At 40.7% G+C, this 18,687-nt stretch carries 15 protein-coding genes; all 15 read right to left on the bottom strand.

Annotated elements, in window-relative coordinates; genetic code table 11:
• Positions 1-15 precede the first annotated feature (15 nt).
• The gene (locus FD05_RS00695; protein WP_020281496.1) at positions 16-1,725 is read right to left on the bottom strand and encodes a type I-E CRISPR-associated protein Cse1/CasA; all 1,710 of its coding nucleotides are present in this window, start codon (positions 1,723-1,725) and stop codon (positions 16-18) included.
• A complete protein-coding gene (locus FD05_RS00690; protein WP_020281495.1) occupies positions 1,715-4,516 on the bottom strand; it encodes a CRISPR-associated helicase/endonuclease Cas3 in 2,802 nt (933 codons plus the stop codon). The genes FD05_RS00695 and FD05_RS00690 overlap by 11 nt, the downstream gene beginning before the upstream one ends.
• 516 nt (positions 4,517-5,032) lie before the next feature.
• Complete coding sequence (locus FD05_RS00685; protein ID WP_020281494.1) at positions 5,033-6,040, bottom strand: LacI family DNA-binding transcriptional regulator; 1,008 nt, start codon at positions 6,038-6,040, stop codon at positions 5,033-5,035.
• A gap of 201 nt (positions 6,041-6,241) precedes the next feature.
• Positions 6,242-6,718, bottom strand: coding sequence for a NanQ anomerase/TabA/YiaL family protein (locus FD05_RS00680; protein ID WP_020281493.1), 477 nt, complete (start codon positions 6,716-6,718; stop codon positions 6,242-6,244).
• Between the two features lie 19 nt (positions 6,719-6,737).
• Complete coding sequence (locus FD05_RS00675) at positions 6,738-8,018, bottom strand: MFS transporter (RefSeq protein WP_020281492.1); 1,281 nt, start codon at positions 8,016-8,018, stop codon at positions 6,738-6,740.
• Between the two features lie 25 nt (positions 8,019-8,043).
• Positions 8,044-8,499, bottom strand: a complete 456-nt coding sequence (locus FD05_RS00670) for a NanQ anomerase/TabA/YiaL family protein (RefSeq protein ID WP_081637870.1) — start codon at positions 8,497-8,499, stop codon at positions 8,044-8,046.
• 405 nt (positions 8,500-8,904) lie between these two features.
• Positions 8,905-9,549 carry an HAD family hydrolase gene (locus FD05_RS00665; RefSeq protein ID WP_020281490.1) on the bottom strand — a complete coding sequence of 215 codons (645 nt, stop codon included), beginning with the start codon at positions 9,547-9,549 and terminating at the stop codon, positions 8,905-8,907.
• Between the two features lie 101 nt (positions 9,550-9,650).
• A complete protein-coding gene (locus FD05_RS00660; RefSeq protein WP_020281489.1) occupies positions 9,651-10,379 on the bottom strand; it encodes an L-ribulose-5-phosphate 4-epimerase in 729 nt (242 codons plus the stop codon).
• A gap of 15 nt (positions 10,380-10,394) precedes the next feature.
• Positions 10,395-11,267 carry an L-ribulose-5-phosphate 3-epimerase gene (locus FD05_RS00655; RefSeq protein WP_020281488.1) on the bottom strand — a complete coding sequence of 291 codons (873 nt, stop codon included), beginning with the start codon at positions 11,265-11,267 and terminating at the stop codon, positions 10,395-10,397.
• A complete protein-coding gene (locus FD05_RS00650) occupies positions 11,264-12,799 on the bottom strand; it encodes an FGGY-family carbohydrate kinase (RefSeq protein ID WP_020281487.1) in 1,536 nt (511 codons plus the stop codon). The genes FD05_RS00655 and FD05_RS00650 overlap by 4 nt, the downstream gene beginning before the upstream one ends.
• A 23-nt stretch (positions 12,800-12,822) precedes the next feature.
• On the bottom strand, positions 12,823-13,827 hold the full coding sequence (locus tag FD05_RS00645; protein WP_020281486.1) for a hypothetical protein: 1,005 nt from the start codon (positions 13,825-13,827) through the stop codon (positions 12,823-12,825).
• Between the two features lie 226 nt (positions 13,828-14,053).
• Complete coding sequence (locus FD05_RS00640; protein WP_020281485.1) at positions 14,054-15,049, bottom strand: LacI family DNA-binding transcriptional regulator; 996 nt, start codon at positions 15,047-15,049, stop codon at positions 14,054-14,056.
• Positions 15,050-15,162: 113 nt separating this feature from the next.
• Positions 15,163-16,140, bottom strand: a complete 978-nt coding sequence (locus FD05_RS00635; RefSeq protein WP_020281484.1) for an NAD(P)-dependent oxidoreductase — start codon at positions 16,138-16,140, stop codon at positions 15,163-15,165.
• Between the two features lie 46 nt (positions 16,141-16,186).
• Positions 16,187-17,161, bottom strand: coding sequence for an amidohydrolase family protein (locus tag FD05_RS00630; RefSeq protein WP_020281483.1), 975 nt, complete (start codon positions 17,159-17,161; stop codon positions 16,187-16,189).
• A 49-nt stretch (positions 17,162-17,210) separates the two neighbouring features.
• Complete coding sequence (locus FD05_RS00625) at positions 17,211-18,674, bottom strand: PTS galactitol transporter subunit IIC (RefSeq protein WP_020281482.1); 1,464 nt, start codon at positions 18,672-18,674, stop codon at positions 17,211-17,213.
• Positions 18,675-18,687 lie beyond the last annotated feature (13 nt).

The raw sequence follows: 18,687 nt of genomic DNA, 5'->3' as shown, positions 1-18,687 counted from the left end.
TAATCACCCTTTCTGTTACTGCATGCGTTGAAAAACGTTTCGGCGTAATTGATTGCTAATGGTGAAGATATTCATCACGGTACCTGTTTTAGTTGTCACTCCGCTAATATCCCGTGGTGAACTGGAATCAACTACTTGATTGGCAGTTCTAAACGCATAGGCTTGCAGCTCAGCTTTCCACTGATTGCTTTTAGCATCCCGGTCTTGATCGTTGGTTAAGCTTTGCAGCCAGCGGTTAAACGGTTGATTTAGCCCAGCATAGAATTGACTGGTTAGCTGTCCGGCAAACGCTTTTTCAGGAACATTGCGGATGGTTGCCAAATTATTGGCAAAATGCCAGTAATCATCCCCTATGGTTTGTGTCAAATCAATCATGTCTTCGATCCGAATGGGCCACCGCTGCGCTTTAATCGGGTCTTCATCGAATAAAACATCAGCATTTACTTTCATCTCATCTGCTATTTCAGCCGATGGCATTTGTGAGGCTGAGTTATCGTCTTTAACTAGGGTCACCCCTGCCAAAGTAACTTTAGTAGTTGGGGAGATGGCCTGCATATCCTTTAAATACCGTAACCACTTAACAATACCGGGTTCAGACTGACTGTTGGGTTGTTCAACATCCACATAGTCGCCAAAGTTCCGCCACATAGATCTATTCATTGTGTCCAGCCATTTTTGTGCTGGCATGTGGACTTTATCTTTTTTCTTGTAGTGCCACGTAGTCATGGGCTCAATAAAGGCTCCGGCACTGCTAAAAATTGGCAGCCCGGCACTATAAATGGTCGGCTGGTCATTGTCTGACCACTCAATATGTAATAGCCGTGACCAAGTAGTGTAGAGTTCTGCTAGATTATTGGGTTGCAGTTGTTTCTTCCGTTCTTCAACATATGCTGGTACTACAAACTCCCAGACTGGTCTTTGTTTAGTGTAGGGATATTCTGGTTGACTTTGATTAATTAGGATCAGGTTCAAAATCAAAGTTTGAAAAAGATCAGCCCCTTGGACAAACACCGGGTTTAGTTGATACAGCCAGCCTGCTGAAAGCGAATATTTGTCCGGCATGGCGACTTTTGACTTATCAGTTACTCCAGTGTAGTTCTGATAGGTGATCAGCCAGCGGGTTAGCTCATCAAGCTTGATTTGGTCTTTGGTTTCAGTAACCCGCGGAATAAATAACGCTTTTTTATTATTACTTTCAGACACTTTCCGGTTAATCTGTCTGACTGCTACCGTACCGGGATGCTTTTTGTCAGTTATCTGCTTGTCTTTTGTCACGAAGTGGTTGTAATCAGTTAAACTGACTTGATAAAACGGAGTATCGCCAAACAAATCCAACTGTTTGGCATTCTGTTTCAAGTAAGTTGTTACCGCTGCGGTAAAACGTCCTTGCCGATACAGTTCTTTCCACGTTCCTAATAGATCAGTCATTATCCGATGGCTGTCAAATTGGTTATCTTGGTCAACATTCCCGTTAAGTTGGTAGTTGTCTCCTAGCCAATCATACGGTTGATCATTGCCATCAGTACGGGAATAAACCGTGGTCAAAATTGCCAGTAGGAATCGGAAAACAGCTAGGTCCTGCGCCCGCATCTCACCGGCTAATCGCTGGTACTTTCCGGCATTCTCAAACAGCTCAATTAAAGAAACCGTTTCTTCCTGCATGGTATCTTTGATGATTACTTTTAGCCACGGGTCAATCGTTAAATTAAAGCTTTTAATTGTCATTGTGACTCTCCTTCACATAGCTCATCCCTAACCCAGTTGAGTAGCTTAACTGCCAACTGCCTAACGTGGCAGTTAAATGGTTATCCAATGGTAAGGCCAGACTCCCTTTTAACCAGACATCATTTTGCCAGTTTGGATAAAGCTGGCTGGTGATCTCGGTTAGCTCGTCAAGTGCTTTATTTAAGTCCTCCCCAGCCGTTACTACTGCCGGGATCCGAATCACTTGTTGGGCAATTTGATTATTACTTGCCTTGGCGATTGGTGTGGGCTTTTGACCGGTTTGTTTAGGGATCAAAAAATCGCCTTTGTCCGTATGCTGCAATAACACGACTTCCAAAGTTTCTTGAATGTCCCGGACTGCGGCACTGGCTTTTTGCTCGTCTTGATCGATATCCTTTTGTGGCCGGGTCAGCCAGCCGTGTAAATCAGCAAAATAGTTGGGTGAATTGACTTGATAGGTTTGCGCTTTAGCCGACTCTTTTTTCACATAGTCGTTAAAAACTTTTCTAACATCGGCTAAGCTCGGCATTTGTTCTACTGGTATCTGGTTATCATTAGCCTGCTCATAGACCGCCTGCACTAATTTTGATACGTCTTGCGGGATGCTAATACGATCGCCCAGAGAATAATCGGTTTTCATTAACAGATACTTTTGGTAAATAAACTCATTCGCCTTGCCGTAATCACCGGGGCCGTTAATCCCCATTACAAACAGCTCTGGTGTTTGTAAATTTTTAGGTCGCTTAATCTGGTGTCGATGCATCCGCCCAGCCCGCTGTAAGATTAAATCCATCGGGGCAATGTCGGTATACAGCACGTCAAAGTCAATATCCAATGACTGCTCAAGGACTTGCGTGCCGATCACAATCATTTTTTTAGGCCGCTGCCCGCGTTTACCGATGGCTTTTTGCAGCTTTTCTTCCTGTACTTCTCTGGCTGGCGCTAAAAATGCTGAGTGTAACATCATCAGTTCTACACCTTTTGGGACTAACTTTGCCAAAGCTTGCGCCCGCTTGACGGTATTGACAATGATTCCGGCAACCCCACCTTCAGAAATTTTCGCTAACACCGCCTGAATTAATTGGTTATTATCAGGATTGATTCGTTTCACCTGTATGTGAAACGGCTTTTGGTCACTGTTACCTTCAAACTTAGTAACCTGCTTTAATTCCGTCCCATCCACGATGCTAACGAGTGGATAAGCTTCACTTTCCTGCCAGTTTTTAGGTGCTTTGAAGTTTTTAGGATGCTTGGTACCATATTTACCGACTAAGTATGCTTCGATTAAGGCATTCCGTTTAGCTTTTGGCAGTGTGGCGGACAAGATTACCAATGGTACATGATAAGCCCCTAACCAGTTGATCGCTTTATATAAGTATTGGTTCATAAAACTATCATAGGCATGGACTTCATCAATAATCACCACTTTACCGCTTAATCCCAGATGCCTTAGGAATAAATGCTTTTGCTTGAGTCCCATCAGTAGCAAGTGATCAATTGTCCCCACAGTAAATTCGGTTAAAATTGACTTCTTACCGGAGAACCAGCCGTTGACTGTGACACTAGCTGCTCGGGTACTTGGGTCTTCCACGTTAGATGCATTGGGAATCCTTTCGTAATGTTTATTAAAGCGGGCTTTTCCGTGCATAAGTTTAATAGAAAAACTTTCGTCTTGTGATTGGGCTACTTTTTCCAACCAGTCGTCTACCCGATCAAACATGGCATTAGTCGTTGCTTGGGTTGGTAAGCCCATAAAAACGCCATTTTCTCCGTCAATGTAGGCTAACTGTTCCGCAGCAACCAAGGCAATTTCAGTTTTTCCTAGACCAGTTGGTGCTTCAACGATCAACATTCCCGGTTCTTTGGTTTTGGCAACCGCTTTAGTGATGGCTGCCTGTACTGGTCGGGCATCAAAGCCCCAGCGTTTCTGATAAGGGTCACTACTGGTGGAAACTACTTGTGGCAGCCAGTGGCCGCTTAAATTCCAGTTTGCCATCGCATGCTTAAAACGTTGTTCAGTGTCAATGTCTTTCCATGAGGTATTGAGCGGTACCAGTGGGAATAATTCAACCCGATCTTCATTACTCAAATACTCACTTGATGCCAGCCAGTCAGCCATAATTAGCAATCCTTCTAAAATAACGGCTTGCGGTTGGTCAACACTCGGAATTTCATTCACAGCCCGATACCCAGCCAGATTTAGCCCATATTCAAATAGTTCTGTTTGAGTTCGTAGCCAAATATTATGCTTATCAGGTTCTTCATCCGTTAGAAAATAGTTGTTTGTATAAGCATCAATCTGTCTATCGGGCTTTTCCTCTAGGGGCAATCCATGATGGCCACCAATGATTGCACCAATGCTAACCGGCACCTGCCAGCGTTCAAGCAGTGCTTCACCAGCCGTTGCGTGTGGTGACTTTTTAGTATTGGATAGTTCGTTAACATTCAGCCCAGCAAATCCGCTTTTTAGTAATTGCTCCATTACGCGAGTGTCTAGTTCAGCGTCATGGGCGTGAGATGGTTTTCTTTGAAAAACTGGAGTAGCTTTACCGATGTCGTGACAAAAGCCAATGAATTTAACTAACTTTTCAACATCTGTCTTTTCAAGATTGGCACCAAGTGGTGATTGTTTGAACAGTTGTCTTTGACTATCACTTAGCCAGTTCTGATATAACCAATTCATCACATTTTTAGTATCAATCAGATGAGTAACCAATGGTAACCAAAGATCTTTCCCATTTTCAACTTTCTTTTTAGCCCAAAGACTGCTGGTGCTCTGCGATATACTCATTTACTCACTTCCTTAAACTTTTGTATTCACATTGCTATTAATAACCCCCATATACGTGGGGAATACCCCTTTTGCATGTCATCGAAATCACCGACGGTAGGATCACCCCTACACACGTGGGGAATACTTAGTGTAATCTTGTTGACCGTCAGCACCGTAGGGATCACCCCTACACACGTGGGGAATACACTAAACAAACGCCGTCATTAAGCCATTTGAAAACACAAGGTCATTCGTTTTCAATGACTTTTTGATCTGCTTGCAAACTTCTACGATATGCTTAAGTATATCATCAAGGATTAGTGATAAAAAAGAGCAAATTAAAGCCCCTTGAATTTTGATTTTAATGTATTGACACCCCTATCCTCGCTATTTCTCATGAACGAGTGTAGCCATTTAATCAACCATTACAAAGCAGAATGCCAAACTGGATGAAATATTGGTGGCCATAAAACTATCAGCACATCTGCAAGTAAAAAGTGTTTTGCCAACTTCAGTGGACAAAAAAAACGCCGATCAATACGATCCGCGCATCTTAATCATAGTAGGCACCTCAATCAACTGAGGCACAAAATGTTTAGTCTTTTCATCCTCTAGCTTACGAACAAGTGTATTCACAGCCGTGACGCCTAAATTAAACGAATCCTGATGGATACAACTAATTCCAGGCTGAATGATCTCCATCCAATCTAAATCCTCATAAGAACCAATTCCAACGTCATCTGGATAGCGATAATTGAGAGCCTGCATTGCCTTAAGCAAATGAAGCAAGACTCGTCCGTTCATTGTAAAGAATCCAACTTTACCTGAACGCTTTCGATCAACAATTTGTTTAATCTGACTAATAAAGTATTGATCATCACCACTATCATCAACCAAAATCAGATGACTATCATCCTTGATTCCCGTCGCCGTCTTGAACCCACGATAACGTTCTAACCGCGTGCTGACATTTCTAAGTGGCCAGCTGATGAAGTACAGATCTTCATCGATATAACCGCTTTTCTTCATATTTCCAACAAACTTATTCACTGCATTATAGTTATCAGTCACCACAGAATCAATTTTGACAGCTGCCGCCTGCCGGTCAATCATGACTGTTGAATCATTGCTTAGAGTCTTAAAAATCGCATTCTCGGCATCGACTGGGTCAATGATCAACCCTGACACTTCTTGGTGTTTCAGCTTGTTAACGTTATCAATTTCCCTTGTAGAATCACTGCTGGCATTTGTAAACACAACAGTGTATCCCAACTTTCCGCAAGCATCATAGATTCCTGAAAGAACCGTAGATGTGAAAGGATTGGTAATATCAGCAACAGAAACACCAATGGTTTTATTATGATTTGTTGCTAATCCTCTAGCAACGCTACTCGGCACGTAGTTTGTTTCCCGGATCATATCTTCAAGTCTCTTACGAGTTTTTTCAGACATTCTGGAATAATTACCATTTAAGTAATTAGAGACAGTAGCCGTGGAGACGTCCGCTAGTCGAGCAATATCTTTAATTGTGAGCTTTTCCACAACTTTTCCTCCAACATTTCATTCTTTTTAATTCGTAATACATACTTACTCAAATGATTATAAAACAATTTCGAATAAAAAACACTGAAGCCCCTTAATTACCGTGCAAGGCAAAACGAGCAACCATTCATGATCATCAGATCAATCCGATTGCTCGTTGTGTGAATATTTACAGTTTAAGAGTCAATTAGTGAAAGTGATCTAATTTACTTTGGTTGAAATTTTGACACAGAGCTTGCGGTTGTGAGCAACTTTGCCGTCAACCATCCCATGAGCTGCATGTAGATCAGCTGGGTAGAAGATTGCATAATGGCGGTCAGTCAACAATGCTTTGCCATGCGGTGTCTTTGGGTGACCAAAGAATTGAATTTCTACCTCTGGATCATATTCGCTGACAGGGTCAGCTGTACCGGCATCTGCCCAGCGTACCCATTCAGCACCTTTGATCATGTAATGAATATCAATATGCTCACGATGAGTTTCGTAGTTCATCGTTGCGTATTCGCGGGTGTCATATGATTGGAAACGAAGTTCAACACCTTCAGCAATTTCCTTGTTGCCAATTGGTTCAGCTAATAATTCATCAGTTGAGCGAGCGTCAAGCCAGTCAAGTGCAGTTTGAATCCGTTCTTGAATGACAGCGTTATATTTATGATCTTTACTATTTCCAAATTCCATGATTAATTATCTCCCTTTTCTACTTTTCTTCTGCTTGTGTTACTGGTTCAACATCTTGAGTAGCATCTGATTCACGCACGAACATCAATGCAACAACGGCGATTAGTGGGAATGCTGCAATGATCAGGTATGATTCAACATAACTGCTTGTGGCAGCTAAGATTTGTCCTAAAATAACTGGGGCAATGAAAGAGCCGACCTGGTTAAACGCATTGATAAATCCTGAAACGGTACCACGTTGATCTGGAGGCGCAACTTCAACAGATAAGTTGTTGGTAATGGTACTAAACATGAAGGCCCCGACACCCATAGCTCCAGTCCAGAAGTAAAGCCAACCAAAGCTACCGTGTGGAATAAAGGCAAATCCGACAATCGTTGGTGTGAAGATTGCCATAAAGATTGCAGCCCATGTATGACGGCTCCACTTCGAGTGATCGGATATATATCCAGCAACAATCATTGAAATAACTGAGGTAATCCCAAAGAGCGACATTGCTTTTCCGGCAGTAACAAGATCAAACTTCAAGCTCTTAACAATGAATAGGTTGGCCCAGTTAGTAACACCCCATTTTGCACCAGTGGCAAATAATCCAGTGATAGCTAACATCCAAACGCTTCGGTTATTAATTGCTTTCTTCAAGCGCATCATTGCGGTTTCAGTTTCAACTTTACCGTTCTTCTCACGGATAACAAATTGTTGTGGGAAAGGCGGTTTACCCTTTAGAGCAAAGTAAGAAAATATAAACGCAGCTAGTGGGAAGAATGCAGTAACCGCAAGAGCAGCTCTCCATCCATAATGAACCAAAACAATTGGTGCATAAAGATTAATAACTGTTAATCCAAATGAAGTACAAGTATTAAAAATACCAGTTGCAGTGGCTCGCTTCTTAACATCGAACCATTCCGTGATGATTCCCAAACATGCTGACAAATCAGGCCCACTGACAAGCCCTAAGGCCAATCGAAGAATTAATCCATCCCAGTAGCCATGCATGAATACCATTGCAGTCATAACAACCAAGTTCCCTAAAACAGCTGCTAACAGCATTTTCCGATAACCAAACTTATCAGCCAACATACCACCAGGCAGTACAGTGATCGCATATCCAATGTAAAAAGCCGTAACGTATGTGTTACCTTGTTGAACAGTAAAGTGCAGTGAATCGATTGCTGATGGCATAATTGTCGACCAAGACAATCGAGTAATAAAACTAATTAAAAATGCTAGCCAGATTCCGGCTAAGATCATCATTTGTTTTCCAGTCCATTTACTGGATATCGCTTTCATATGATCTTCCATGATTAAGCCTCCCTATAGTTGCTTCCTATTCTTTCCCTAACTTCAAAACAATTTTTCTAACATCTGCTGACTTTCCATCAACCATCCCATTTGTCCGATGCGGTTCATGCATCCCGATCAGTACAAAATCTCCAGCATGTAAAATGACTTTATTATAATGGCTTGGTTCCTTAACATACTGAATATCACGATCCGAATTGTACTCAGTGACAGGGACAAATGCTGTATCAGGAGATACGTCAATCTGTTCTTCCCCACTAACGATGTAGTGTAAATCCAAGCGCTTTTCATGAATTTCAAACTGGAAATTATTGATATCTTCTGTTCGATATTCCAATGTTTGGCAGTAGAATGATTCGCCGGATTGATGACTTCGTCCTAACGGAGTTGTTGTTAGGTCAGTCGTGTTGAGGAAATTAACCGCCTCCAATATTCTCGAATAATCAGAAGCATCAAAGCCCTTGAGGTTTACAAATAGCATTTTTTCAAATCCTCCTAGAAACAAATCAGAGCTTCATCAGCTAACGTAGTTTCCGTTAAACGGTTAACATTATGGCTAATGTTACTCAGTGAACAATAAGTGTAAAATGAGGTCGAACACTTGATATATAGGCCTATATCAGCAGAAATGATTATTAGCTAATTTTATTTTTTCTTACTTAACCGCTTAACCATTTTCTACAATTATGATTGTATGCGTTTTCTTTCGTGAGGTCAAGGCTTTGTTCAATAATTTTCAAGAGATTTTTCTAATTTTATAAATAAAAAGGCCTATATTTACCATTAAATCAGTAAATATAGACCTCAATATACTCATAAAACTTTTTGCTTTAATACCAAAACAATTGCCAGCAATTTCAGTTGCCAAGCATAAAAATAATTACATTCACGCTAATGACACAATCCGTACCGGCTGATCAACTAAATACGTAGGTACTTGGTTCGTTAAGCTATCCACATCAAACGCTCCCCAGAGAGCTCCACATGTCCTCACGCCGGCAGATTGACCCATCTGAATATCGTACTTAGCATCCCCAATCATCATGCTCTCATCTTTCTTTAGATCATACTTTTTAAGAAGCAATACGATGCCATCAGGAGCAGGCTTATAGTTGGTCACCAAATCATAGCCGACAATGTCATCGAAATATTGTCGAATATTCAAATGCTTTAAGTTTCTGTCTAACTCATCGGTTTTCTTGCTTGATACCACGTATAACTTTTTGTCAGCGGATTTTAGTTGTGACAGCATATCTAATATTCCGGGAAATAGTTTTGTATTTGCATCCTCTACCTCGGAATAGATTGATAAGAACTTATTCGTCAATTTCATAATTTTATCATCGGATAATGGCTCTTTAGCCATCTTTTTAAAAGATATTTTGGCTGGAATACCAATATACCCCGAAATTGTATCAGAGTCCGGAACGGTCAAATTCATGGATTTAAACGCCTCTTTAGTAGCAATCACTGAGGAATCGCCACTGTCGGCCAACGTCTTATCAAAGTCGAAAAAGTAATTGTTAATCATTTTCTTCACCTCTATCTGTACAAGAATCATCTTCAACTATTAGTTTATTCTAAAAAAGAGAACCTGCCAAGGCAGGTCCTCTTTGACTATCTGATTAACGATTATTCGTGTTCCGCATGTGACTTTGACTTTGCATTGTTTTGACCATAGTATGCGTTCTTACCATGCTTACGGTAGTAATGCTTGTCAAGCAAGTATTGTGGGACATGGGTTTCATCACGAGTTAATTGCAATGCGTGATAACTGATTTCAGCTGAAACTTCCAATACCTTGGCGTTGTAAACAGCCTTGTCAGCTGTTGGACCCCAAGCAAATGGGCCATGTTGGCTAACCAAGACAGCTGGAACAGCATCTGGGTCAACACCGCGACGTTCGAATTCGTCAACGATGACTTTACCAGTGTTTAATTCGTATGCTTCTTCAATCTGCTTCTTAGTCAAAGCAGGGGCACACGGAATGTCACCGTAGAAGGTGTCGGCATGAGTCGTACTTACAGCTGGAATATCCATCTTGGCTGCAGCAAATGAAACGGCCCAAGGTGAATGAGTATGCACAATTCCACCGATATTAGGAAAATGATTGTACAGGTAAGTATGAGTTGGGGTATCGCTTGATGGGTTCATATCCCCTTCAACAACTTTACCGTCTAAATCAACAACCACCATGTCTGATGGCTTCATCTTGTCGTATTCAACACCGGAAGGCTTGATAACGAATAAGCCCTTGTCACGGTCGATTGCGGAAACATTACCCCAAGTGAATGTAACTAAACCAAGTTGAGGTAAACGCATATTGGCGTCATAAACTTCTTGCTTAAGATCTTCTAACAATGCACTATCCTCCAATTATTTAGCAATAGGTTCCTGTTCAATACCAACTTCAGCAAAAATATCATCAAAGAATTTCTTTGCTTCTTTGACCTTAGCCAAAGGATCATCAGACTTCTCTGACCACATTTCAATGGTATATGCTCCATTATATCCCAGGCGTTTAAGAGTCTGCAAGCAGCCTTTAAAATCAACTGTTCCTTCTCCAAATGGAACATCTCGGAATTGGCCCTTAGAGGTTTCAGTCACAGGCGTTGTATCTTTCAAGTGAACAGCAGCAATGTTGTCGATGTTTGTTTCAAGTTCACGGCCAACATTATTTTCTGGCCATGCGGTCAGATTACCTAAATCAGGGTACGCCTGAAGCCATGGGCTGTGAATTTGAGTTTTGATCTCGGCAATTTTAGTTAATGAATTAATGAACGGATCGTCCATTGTCTCAATATCCAACATAACTTCTTTTTTCGCAGCAATTTCAACAGCTTTTTTGAGGTTTTCCATGAACCATTCACGTGATTGAATAGTCTTTGGCTCATAATAAACATCATATCCAGCAAGCTGAATATTTCTAATACCAAGGTCGCTAGCAAGATCAACTGCCTTTGTCAGCATCTCTAATGAATTTTCACGGACAGCGGGATCTGCAGACCCAAGTGGAAATCGACGGTGCCCACTGAGCATTAAGGTGTGAATTCTAACCCCTGTTTGCCAGCTAGCATCTCTTAGTTCCTCACGCTGTTCTTTTGTCCAATCAAGTCGAGCCAATCTTTCATCACTTTCATCGACCGAAAATTCAATAAAGTTAAATCCTAAATCCTTGGCAGTCTGCAAAGTTTCCTTCCAAGATTTATTCTTGGGGAGTGCTTTTTCATAAATTCCTAATGAGTTCATAACTGACCTATCCTTTCCTGCATATTTCTAAGTTTTGCCCATCCATGATCAAGAGTATGAAGCAAATCAAGATAAACGTCATACTTTTGAGTATAAATTTTGTACTGTTGTTCATCAGGTTCAACCCGGTCTTTCAGTTGTGACATATGCTTTACTGCTTCATCGATATTTGCATATAATCCGGTGCCGACTGCTGATGCCATAGCTCCACCGAGGCCACCAAGTTCAGACCCCTTAACTGTCTCAATCGGTAGGCCCAAAGCGTCAGCAAACATCTGAACCCAGGCTTTAGAATTGGTACCGCCACCAGAAATTCGAATTGCCTTTGGCTTGTGACCGGCTACTTTGAGCAGTTTCTCAATGTGGTAACGATGAGCAAAGATAATTCCCTCATACACGGAACGAATCATTGCTGACTTGGTAGTGCTGCTTTGAATGCCAATGAAGCTACCTTCGGCATCCGGCGCCACATTAGACCCATAAAGAAAGGGGAAGAAAATAGTTTTTGTAAACGTTGCATCTGTATGATCCAAAAACTCTTCTAAGACATCATAAATTGAACGAGAGTGTGCAGTTGCATTCTTAATCTCTTCACTCATCAATGTTTTGATCATAATGTCCAAGTTTCCAGCAGAAGTGGCACTTGAAGCTTCCACTAAATTGGAACCGGTTGGATAGATAGAATTCATCAAGCCACTATCCTGATCTGCTCTAGTTTTAGAAGGGAACACATTGATGTTCCAAGTTCCAACAATCGAACTGAAATAATCATCATTTAAGACACCTGTTGCTAGTGAACAAGCATCAATATCAAACATCCCCGCATAAACTGGGGTACCCTCTTTTAAACCAGTTTCTTTAGCTGCCTGAGGAGTAACTCCACCACAAAAATCACTAAATTTTTTCAAAGATGGCATTTTGTCAAACATTTCAGGAATACCAAAGAAATCAAATAATTCTTTTGAGTATGCCTGCTTATCCAAGTCGACAAAGTTATTTCCAGATGCATCCCCATATTCTTGATTGACATTATCCGTTAACCGGAATCGAATATAGTCCTTAGCAGCAAGAATTGTGCCAATTTGATCATAATCTTGACGTTTGTGATCCTTCAACCAGCGCAAAAGTACTGGAGACTGAGTTTCCATCACATGCTGATGGCTGATAGGATAAATATCTGAAACTTTGTTCTCAAACCTCTCAGCAAGTGATAAAGCTCTTGAGTCAGTTGAAAGGATTCCATGCATGAAAATTTTATGGTCTTTATCTAGTGCGTACAAACCTTTGCCGTGTCCAACACAAGAAATCCCAGCAATCTCGTCATTGGTGATACCAGACTTTGCAATTACCTTGTTGATTGCATTGCTAATTGAACCCCATGATTCATTGAGGTCAATCTCATGAAATCCAGCCTGTTCTTCAATCCGAGGAGTTGGAAAAGCAACTGATCCCATTTGATCTCCGTGATCATTAAAGATTATTGCCTTGGTGTTTGTACCACCATTATCAATTGTTAAAAAATATTTTGTCATTTTAAAATTCCCCGCCTTTTTGCTTAGAAGTCGGTAATGTGATAAATGGCTACCTCATTATGCTCCCGGTTTGCGGACAACAGATATAGTTCATTGTCTTTTGAAAATACCGTGACGTTACTTGGTCCGACTTGCTTATCAATCGTTTGAGTCGTAATTTCACCATCTTTGCTGCTAATCAGTTCCAACTCTTGTGATCCTTGACGCCAACCAAAGATGAAGTACTGTTTATCACCAATACTACCGCCCCAAATTGCGTGGCCAAATGGAGAATTAGGATCGCTGTAATAGATAGATTCAAATCGGTCGTCATAAATTCGAATGTGTGGACCATGGAATCCTTCAATGGCTAAATACTCTGGATGTCCATCACCATTAATATCTGCGGATGCAATATCGCTAGTCTCCTCATTGGAGAATTTAGTCATCATCCAGTCACTATCACGAGTCGGATAGTCTAGACGGAAAACGCCGTCAGCAGAGGTAATCAATGAATACCCATCCATATTCTTGTAGCCATGATTCTTAGTCAAGCGAATATCCAGGGCACGAAGATTTTCAACTTCTTCCTTTTGATCGTTGTAGTCTCCAACCCAAACCTTACCCGGATCAGTCCAATCATCAGTATTTTTCTTTGAGTTAGCAATTGAGCAACCAACAAACCAAAGGCCTTCACCGTGAGGAATAATATCAAACCGATGGACATATGGAAAATCACCAACTACAGATTGATCCCATCCTTCACCGTTAAAGGTTTCTTTAACAATTCGACACTTGGCAGAATTAAACCCAGGATAAAATCTTTGAGTAGCTAAAAAATTCATCGTACCTGGAATTCGAACCAAAGTCATTGTTCCACCTACGTCAGGCCAAACTGTGATTCGTTTAAAGTTGTCATTAAGATCATATGCATAGCAAGGTTGGTTTTCCTCGGATGCAACAATGATATAGTCATGATCATCGTCAGTTAGGCGCATAATTGCGTAGCAATGATCCAGTGTGTCAGAAAAAGTTTTCGTGAATTTCATTTCAGAAGTCCTTCCTTTATTTCAGTTTTCAAATATTTATGTTAACCGATTAACTTAAGATTATCAAAACTTATTTTTGCCATTATGGACAACAGCAATTGTCGTCAGCATATTTTCAAAAAGACGGCAATGAAAAATGATAAATATGGTTAACCGGTTAACTTGATTCTTTTCTTATTGTATTCGCTTTCACAATAGATGTCAATTTCCATTATAAGACCGCATACTAGTATGAGGCACGTATCTTTTCAGTTGTCGGAACTTCAATTAATCTAGGCTCGGCTTCAGTCTTGGAATTAAGTTTATCCAAGAGTATTTCAACTGCCTTTGTACCAATGGCATATGAATCTTGGTGAATACAACTGATGCCGGGCTTCATAATACTCATCCAATCCAAGTCCTCATAACTTCCAACTCCATAATCGATAGGGTACTCCAGTCCAAGAAATTCCATCGCAGCTAACAACCGAATTAGGACACGACCATTCATTGTAAAGAATCCAACCTTTTTTCCAACATTGTCTTCCATAATTTCTGTCAGCTGGTCAACAAACTCACTTGTATCACCAGTATTATGGACTGAGAGATAATGCGTCCCAGATGTATAGCCGGTTGCTTCAAGAAATCCATTATATCTGTTCCAACGGGTACTCACATTTTTTAACGGCCAACTTACGTAATACAATGTGTCATATTCTTCATCCAGCATCTTCGAAACAAACCTTTTGACAGACTCAAAGTTGTCAGTAACAACTGTATCAACTTTAATTTGACTTGCTTGCCGATCAATCATCACAGCATCACGATTCGTAATTGTCTTAAAAATAGGGCTATCACCTTCAACCGGGTCAATGATCAATCCAGAAACCTGCTGATTCTGCAGCTTCGAAATATTGTCAGTCTCACGTGAGGCATCACTGCTGGCATTTGTAAAGAGAACTCTGTACCCATGCTTTCCGCATTCCTCATAAATTCCGGATAAGACAGTTGATGTAAATGGGTTGGTAATATCTGCAACTGAAACACCAATGGTTTTGTTGTCATTTGTCGCTAACCCCCGAGCGACACTACTTGGCACATAATTGGTATTACGAATCATTTCTGCAATTTTGCGTTGGGTTACTGGAGACATCTTGGTAAGATTACCATTCAGGTAATTAGAGACTGTTGCTGTGGAAACACCAACCAGCTTTGCAATGTCTTTAATTGTCATTTTTTCCATTGATATTCCCCCATCATCCGTATCAAATGATACATACCTATTATATATCAAAAGGCATTGAAGCCACGTCTCGTTTGAGCGTACTTCAATGCCTTCAGAACTGTAGCATTAAACTAATCCATATATTTAGCTACTTTGTTAACCATGTTCTTTGCTTTGCCGTCCTTCAGCAATGAAATCAGGTTGCCAGATGCTTCTTCAGCAATGGCGATACGAGCTTCCAATGTCCCAGTACCAGCATGTGGTGACATAATGACGTTGTCTAATTCACGTAATGATTCAGGAACATCTGGTTCAGTTTCATATACGTCTAATCCAGCACCAGCAATTGTGTGGTTCTTCAAGGCATCAATCAAATCGTCCTGCTTAATTAACGAACCACGGGCAGCGTTGATGATGTATGCAGTATCTTTCATTTGCTTGAAAACATCACTATTGAACTTGCCTTCAGTTGATGGCAATGATGGTGCATGAAGTGTAATGACATCTGATTCTTTAACCAGAGTATCAAAGTCAACATATTTAACATTGAGCTTCTTTTCAAGGTCTGCATCCAAATGATGAGCATCGTTATAGATAACTTTCATGCCAAGTACTTGAGCAAATTCACCAACAGTGCTTCCGATACGACCCATTCCAAAGACACCCAAGGTCTTGCCACCTAAACTCATACCCATATATTTAGGTTCACTAACATCAACCCAGTTACCTGAACGGACAATCTTGTCGTATTCGTGTAAGTGACGAACAGTTGCTAACATTAAAGCAATTGTCATTTCAGCAGTTGGAATACGTACACCCTGAGGGGCGTTTGCAACCACAATGCCTTTTTCTTGAGCATAATCGATATCAATATGATCAAAACCAACACCGTTGGCAGTAATAATCTTCAAGTTGGTTCCGGCATCGATCAATTCCTTATCGGCCTTTAAGCCCATCAAAAGCAAGCCATCATATTCATGCAGATGTTCCAACACCCACTCACGTGAAAATGGTTTATCAGGAGAATATGTTACATCAAATGTGTTTTGTAATTCAGTGAGCCCTTGTTCTGGGATGATACCAGTTACTAATACTTTTGCTTTAGCCATGAAATATCTATTCCTTTCTTAGTTAAAATCCAGTAAAATCAAACAATTAATCTTTCATTGCGGGATCGTCAGCTTCTTTAACTGCCTTAATAGCAGAATCTTTGAAGTAAACTTTCATCGCGTTGTTATACATGACATCTTCCAACTCAGAGTCAGAGAAGATCTGTGATTCTTCAAGCCAAGTTGAGAGATTCTTGTATGAGTTGAATGTTGATGACCATGGAGAATCAGTACCCCAAATAATACGACCGGCACCCAAAATGTCTTTAGCCAACGATACATCCTTTTGGCAACGTGGGAACGGGAATTCAGTCTCACCTTCAATATCTTGAATAGCTGAAATGTCAGTGTAGATATTCTTGTAAGGTGCCCATTGCTCTAATGCATTTTGCAAACGATCCAAATGATCAGCGTTAGGGAATGACAGGTGACAAACCACGAAGTCTAAGCGAGGATACATCTTTGCTAAGTTAGCAATTGCTTCTGGCTGGTAACTAAATTGTGAAAAATCACCATAATCAACAGTTACAGTAAAGCCAGGATAATCACTTAGGAAGTGGAAAATTCTACCAATTCGAGGATCAGTGTCAAGACGGAATGGTGTTGTGAAGTGATAACCATGCATCCCTCCACCTTGGCTAATTTCAAACTTCATTGCACGGAATCCAAGGTCTTCAACATGACGCTTTACGATCTTCATATAAAATTCACTAAATGGATCTACTGAAAATGCTCCAATAAATTTGTCAGGGTATTTCTTAATAGATTGATATGAATAATAGTTTTGATAACCGTTCAAACTGCCTTGGAGTAATACGGCTTTATCAATTCCGTTTTCATCCATGACCTTTAAAGCTGATTCAGCAGTGAAATCATCATCGCCCCAGCCATCGGGAATCAGTTTGATAACAGTACCATCGTCCCAAATTGTACGACCTTTGCCAAGTGGTGTCATACGGCCTTTTCCGTTAAAACCAGCAACCGAACGAACTAAATGCAAGTGTCCATCAATTTTTTTCATAATAATAAGCCTCCAAAACTTATATTTACTAACTCAATCAAATAATCCACTAGTCACCGTAGGTAATCTTATCTTTACTACCTTCAAACCCGGCATTCTTTTCAGACATCTTCTTGAGGTAAACCCAAATTTGTGAACGACGAGTTCTGAGAAGCACAGCAAAGGCAATATAGGCAACAATAGTGATCCCAATCCAAATTGGACTTTGACTAATCCATGCAGCAAAGATCAAAGCATTCAAAGGACGAGCCATTAAGTTGAAACTAGTAATTAAAACAATACCTGCTGGAATTGCAACTCCATAGTGTGAAATTGCGCCAGTGTAAATGGTACCAAGCCAGCTGCTTGCGTACAGACCCATACTGAACCAAACAATACCATTGCAGATTACTTTCAGAATATTTCCTCGAGTAACAGCAACAATTGATTCAACCATGAATGGGATGGAGATTAAGTCGACAACTGGCAAGGTCTTGTTTCCTGGGAGCAGGAAAGCAATAACTACCATAATAGGAATCAGTAAAACTCCGGAAATGATTGTGGCTGGTTCACCGTAACCAACACCATCATCAACAGCAAGGAACCAACGCTTCTTGTCATGAATGGCTTCCTCTTCCTCTTCTTCTTCAGACTTTGTGCTGATCTTACGACGCTTATCGATCTCTTCAGCAAGTGGTGAGAATGCTTTTGCAAAGACACCAGTTACCAATGGGAAGATGGTCATAACAGCAGCAAGCTGAATAGCGAAAGTTAAGATTTGACCCCAAGCAGCTAATGTTCCCAGCTTGCCTAAATTACCAAGTACACCGATGATGACACCGAGGATTGCACCTAAAGTGGTCGGCTCACCAAATGCCCCAAGCTTGTTCTTGAAGTATTCAGGTGTCATCTTAACTTTATTTAAACCGAGTAAATTCCAAAGTGGATCCAATAAAATAGCTGGAACGGCTTGTTCCATGTTGTGAATGGAACAAACAGTCGCATTTTTAACGCCATAATAACTAGACCAACGATCAGCCTGCATTTCTGCAATAACCAAAGTGTAGAGGAGCATAAATGACGACAGCGCAAGTGAAAGCCAGAAGTTATGAGTTACATAGAAACAAAGAGTTCCCCAAATCATAAATCCAAAGTTATTCCAAAGGTTTGATGGCATAAAAATCTTTGTAATTCCGGTGAAAAATAATACCAATTCCAAAATAAGCCCGAATACAAAGAAACTCAAACCAACACTTGATCCAAAGGAAGCTAACGAGCCTGCCTGCCAACCAATATCAACAATCGGCAGGTGAATGCCAGTTCCGTTAACCATTTGCTTAATAATCTTAGTAACAACTGGTGTAAACGATGAAATAATCCAAGTAAAACCTGTTAGTCCAACACCTGCGTAGAAGGCACTCATCATTGCAGTCCGAACTCGAACTCTTAAGAACAAAGCAACAATGAAAATCATGATTGGAACAACTACGCTGGCACCGAATGTTTGGAAAATATCATTAAATGTCTGTAACATATTTTTATCTTCC

The sequence above is a fragment of the Lentilactobacillus otakiensis DSM 19908 = JCM 15040 genome (assembly GCF_001434145.1).
Classification (GTDB): domain Bacteria; phylum Bacillota; class Bacilli; order Lactobacillales; family Lactobacillaceae; genus Lentilactobacillus; species Lentilactobacillus otakiensis.
The sequence above is the reverse complement of the archived record's forward strand: the minus strand, read 5'-3'. Positions and strand labels throughout refer to the sequence as shown.

Bases quoted from the DNA above. Each gene is read 5' to 3' on its own strand.
- FD05_RS00695 (WP_020281496.1), bottom strand. From the start codon at position 1,725: ATGACAATTAAAAGCTTTAATTTAACGATTGACCCGTGGCTAAAAGTA.
- FD05_RS00690 (WP_020281495.1), bottom strand. From the start codon at position 4,516: ATGAGTATATCGCAGAGCACCAGCAGTCTTTGGGCTAAAAAGAAAGTT.
- FD05_RS00680 (WP_020281493.1), bottom strand. From the start codon at position 6,718: ATGGAATTTGGAAATAGTAAAGATCATAAATATAACGCTGTCATTCAA.
- FD05_RS00675 (WP_020281492.1), bottom strand. From the start codon at position 8,018: ATGGAAGATCATATGAAAGCGATATCCAGTAAATGGACTGGAAAACAA.
- FD05_RS00670 (WP_081637870.1), bottom strand. From the start codon at position 8,499: ATGCTATTTGTAAACCTCAAGGGCTTTGATGCTTCTGATTATTCGAGA.
- FD05_RS00665 (WP_020281490.1), bottom strand. From the start codon at position 9,549: ATGATTAACAATTACTTTTTCGACTTTGATAAGACGTTGGCCGACAGT.
- FD05_RS00655 (WP_020281488.1), bottom strand. From the start codon at position 11,267: ATGAACTCATTAGGAATTTATGAAAAAGCACTCCCCAAGAATAAATCT.
- FD05_RS00650 (WP_020281487.1), bottom strand. From the start codon at position 12,799: ATGACAAAATATTTTTTAACAATTGATAATGGTGGTACAAACACCAAG.
- FD05_RS00645 (WP_020281486.1), bottom strand. From the start codon at position 13,827: ATGAAATTCACGAAAACTTTTTCTGACACACTGGATCATTGCTACGCA.
- FD05_RS00640 (WP_020281485.1), bottom strand. From the start codon at position 15,049: ATGGAAAAAATGACAATTAAAGACATTGCAAAGCTGGTTGGTGTTTCC.
- FD05_RS00635 (WP_020281484.1), bottom strand. From the start codon at position 16,140: ATGGCTAAAGCAAAAGTATTAGTAACTGGTATCATCCCAGAACAAGGG.
- FD05_RS00630 (WP_020281483.1), bottom strand. From the start codon at position 17,161: ATGAAAAAAATTGATGGACACTTGCATTTAGTTCGTTCGGTTGCTGGT.
- FD05_RS00625 (WP_020281482.1), bottom strand. From the start codon at position 18,674: ATGTTACAGACATTTAATGATATTTTCCAAACATTCGGTGCCAGCGTA.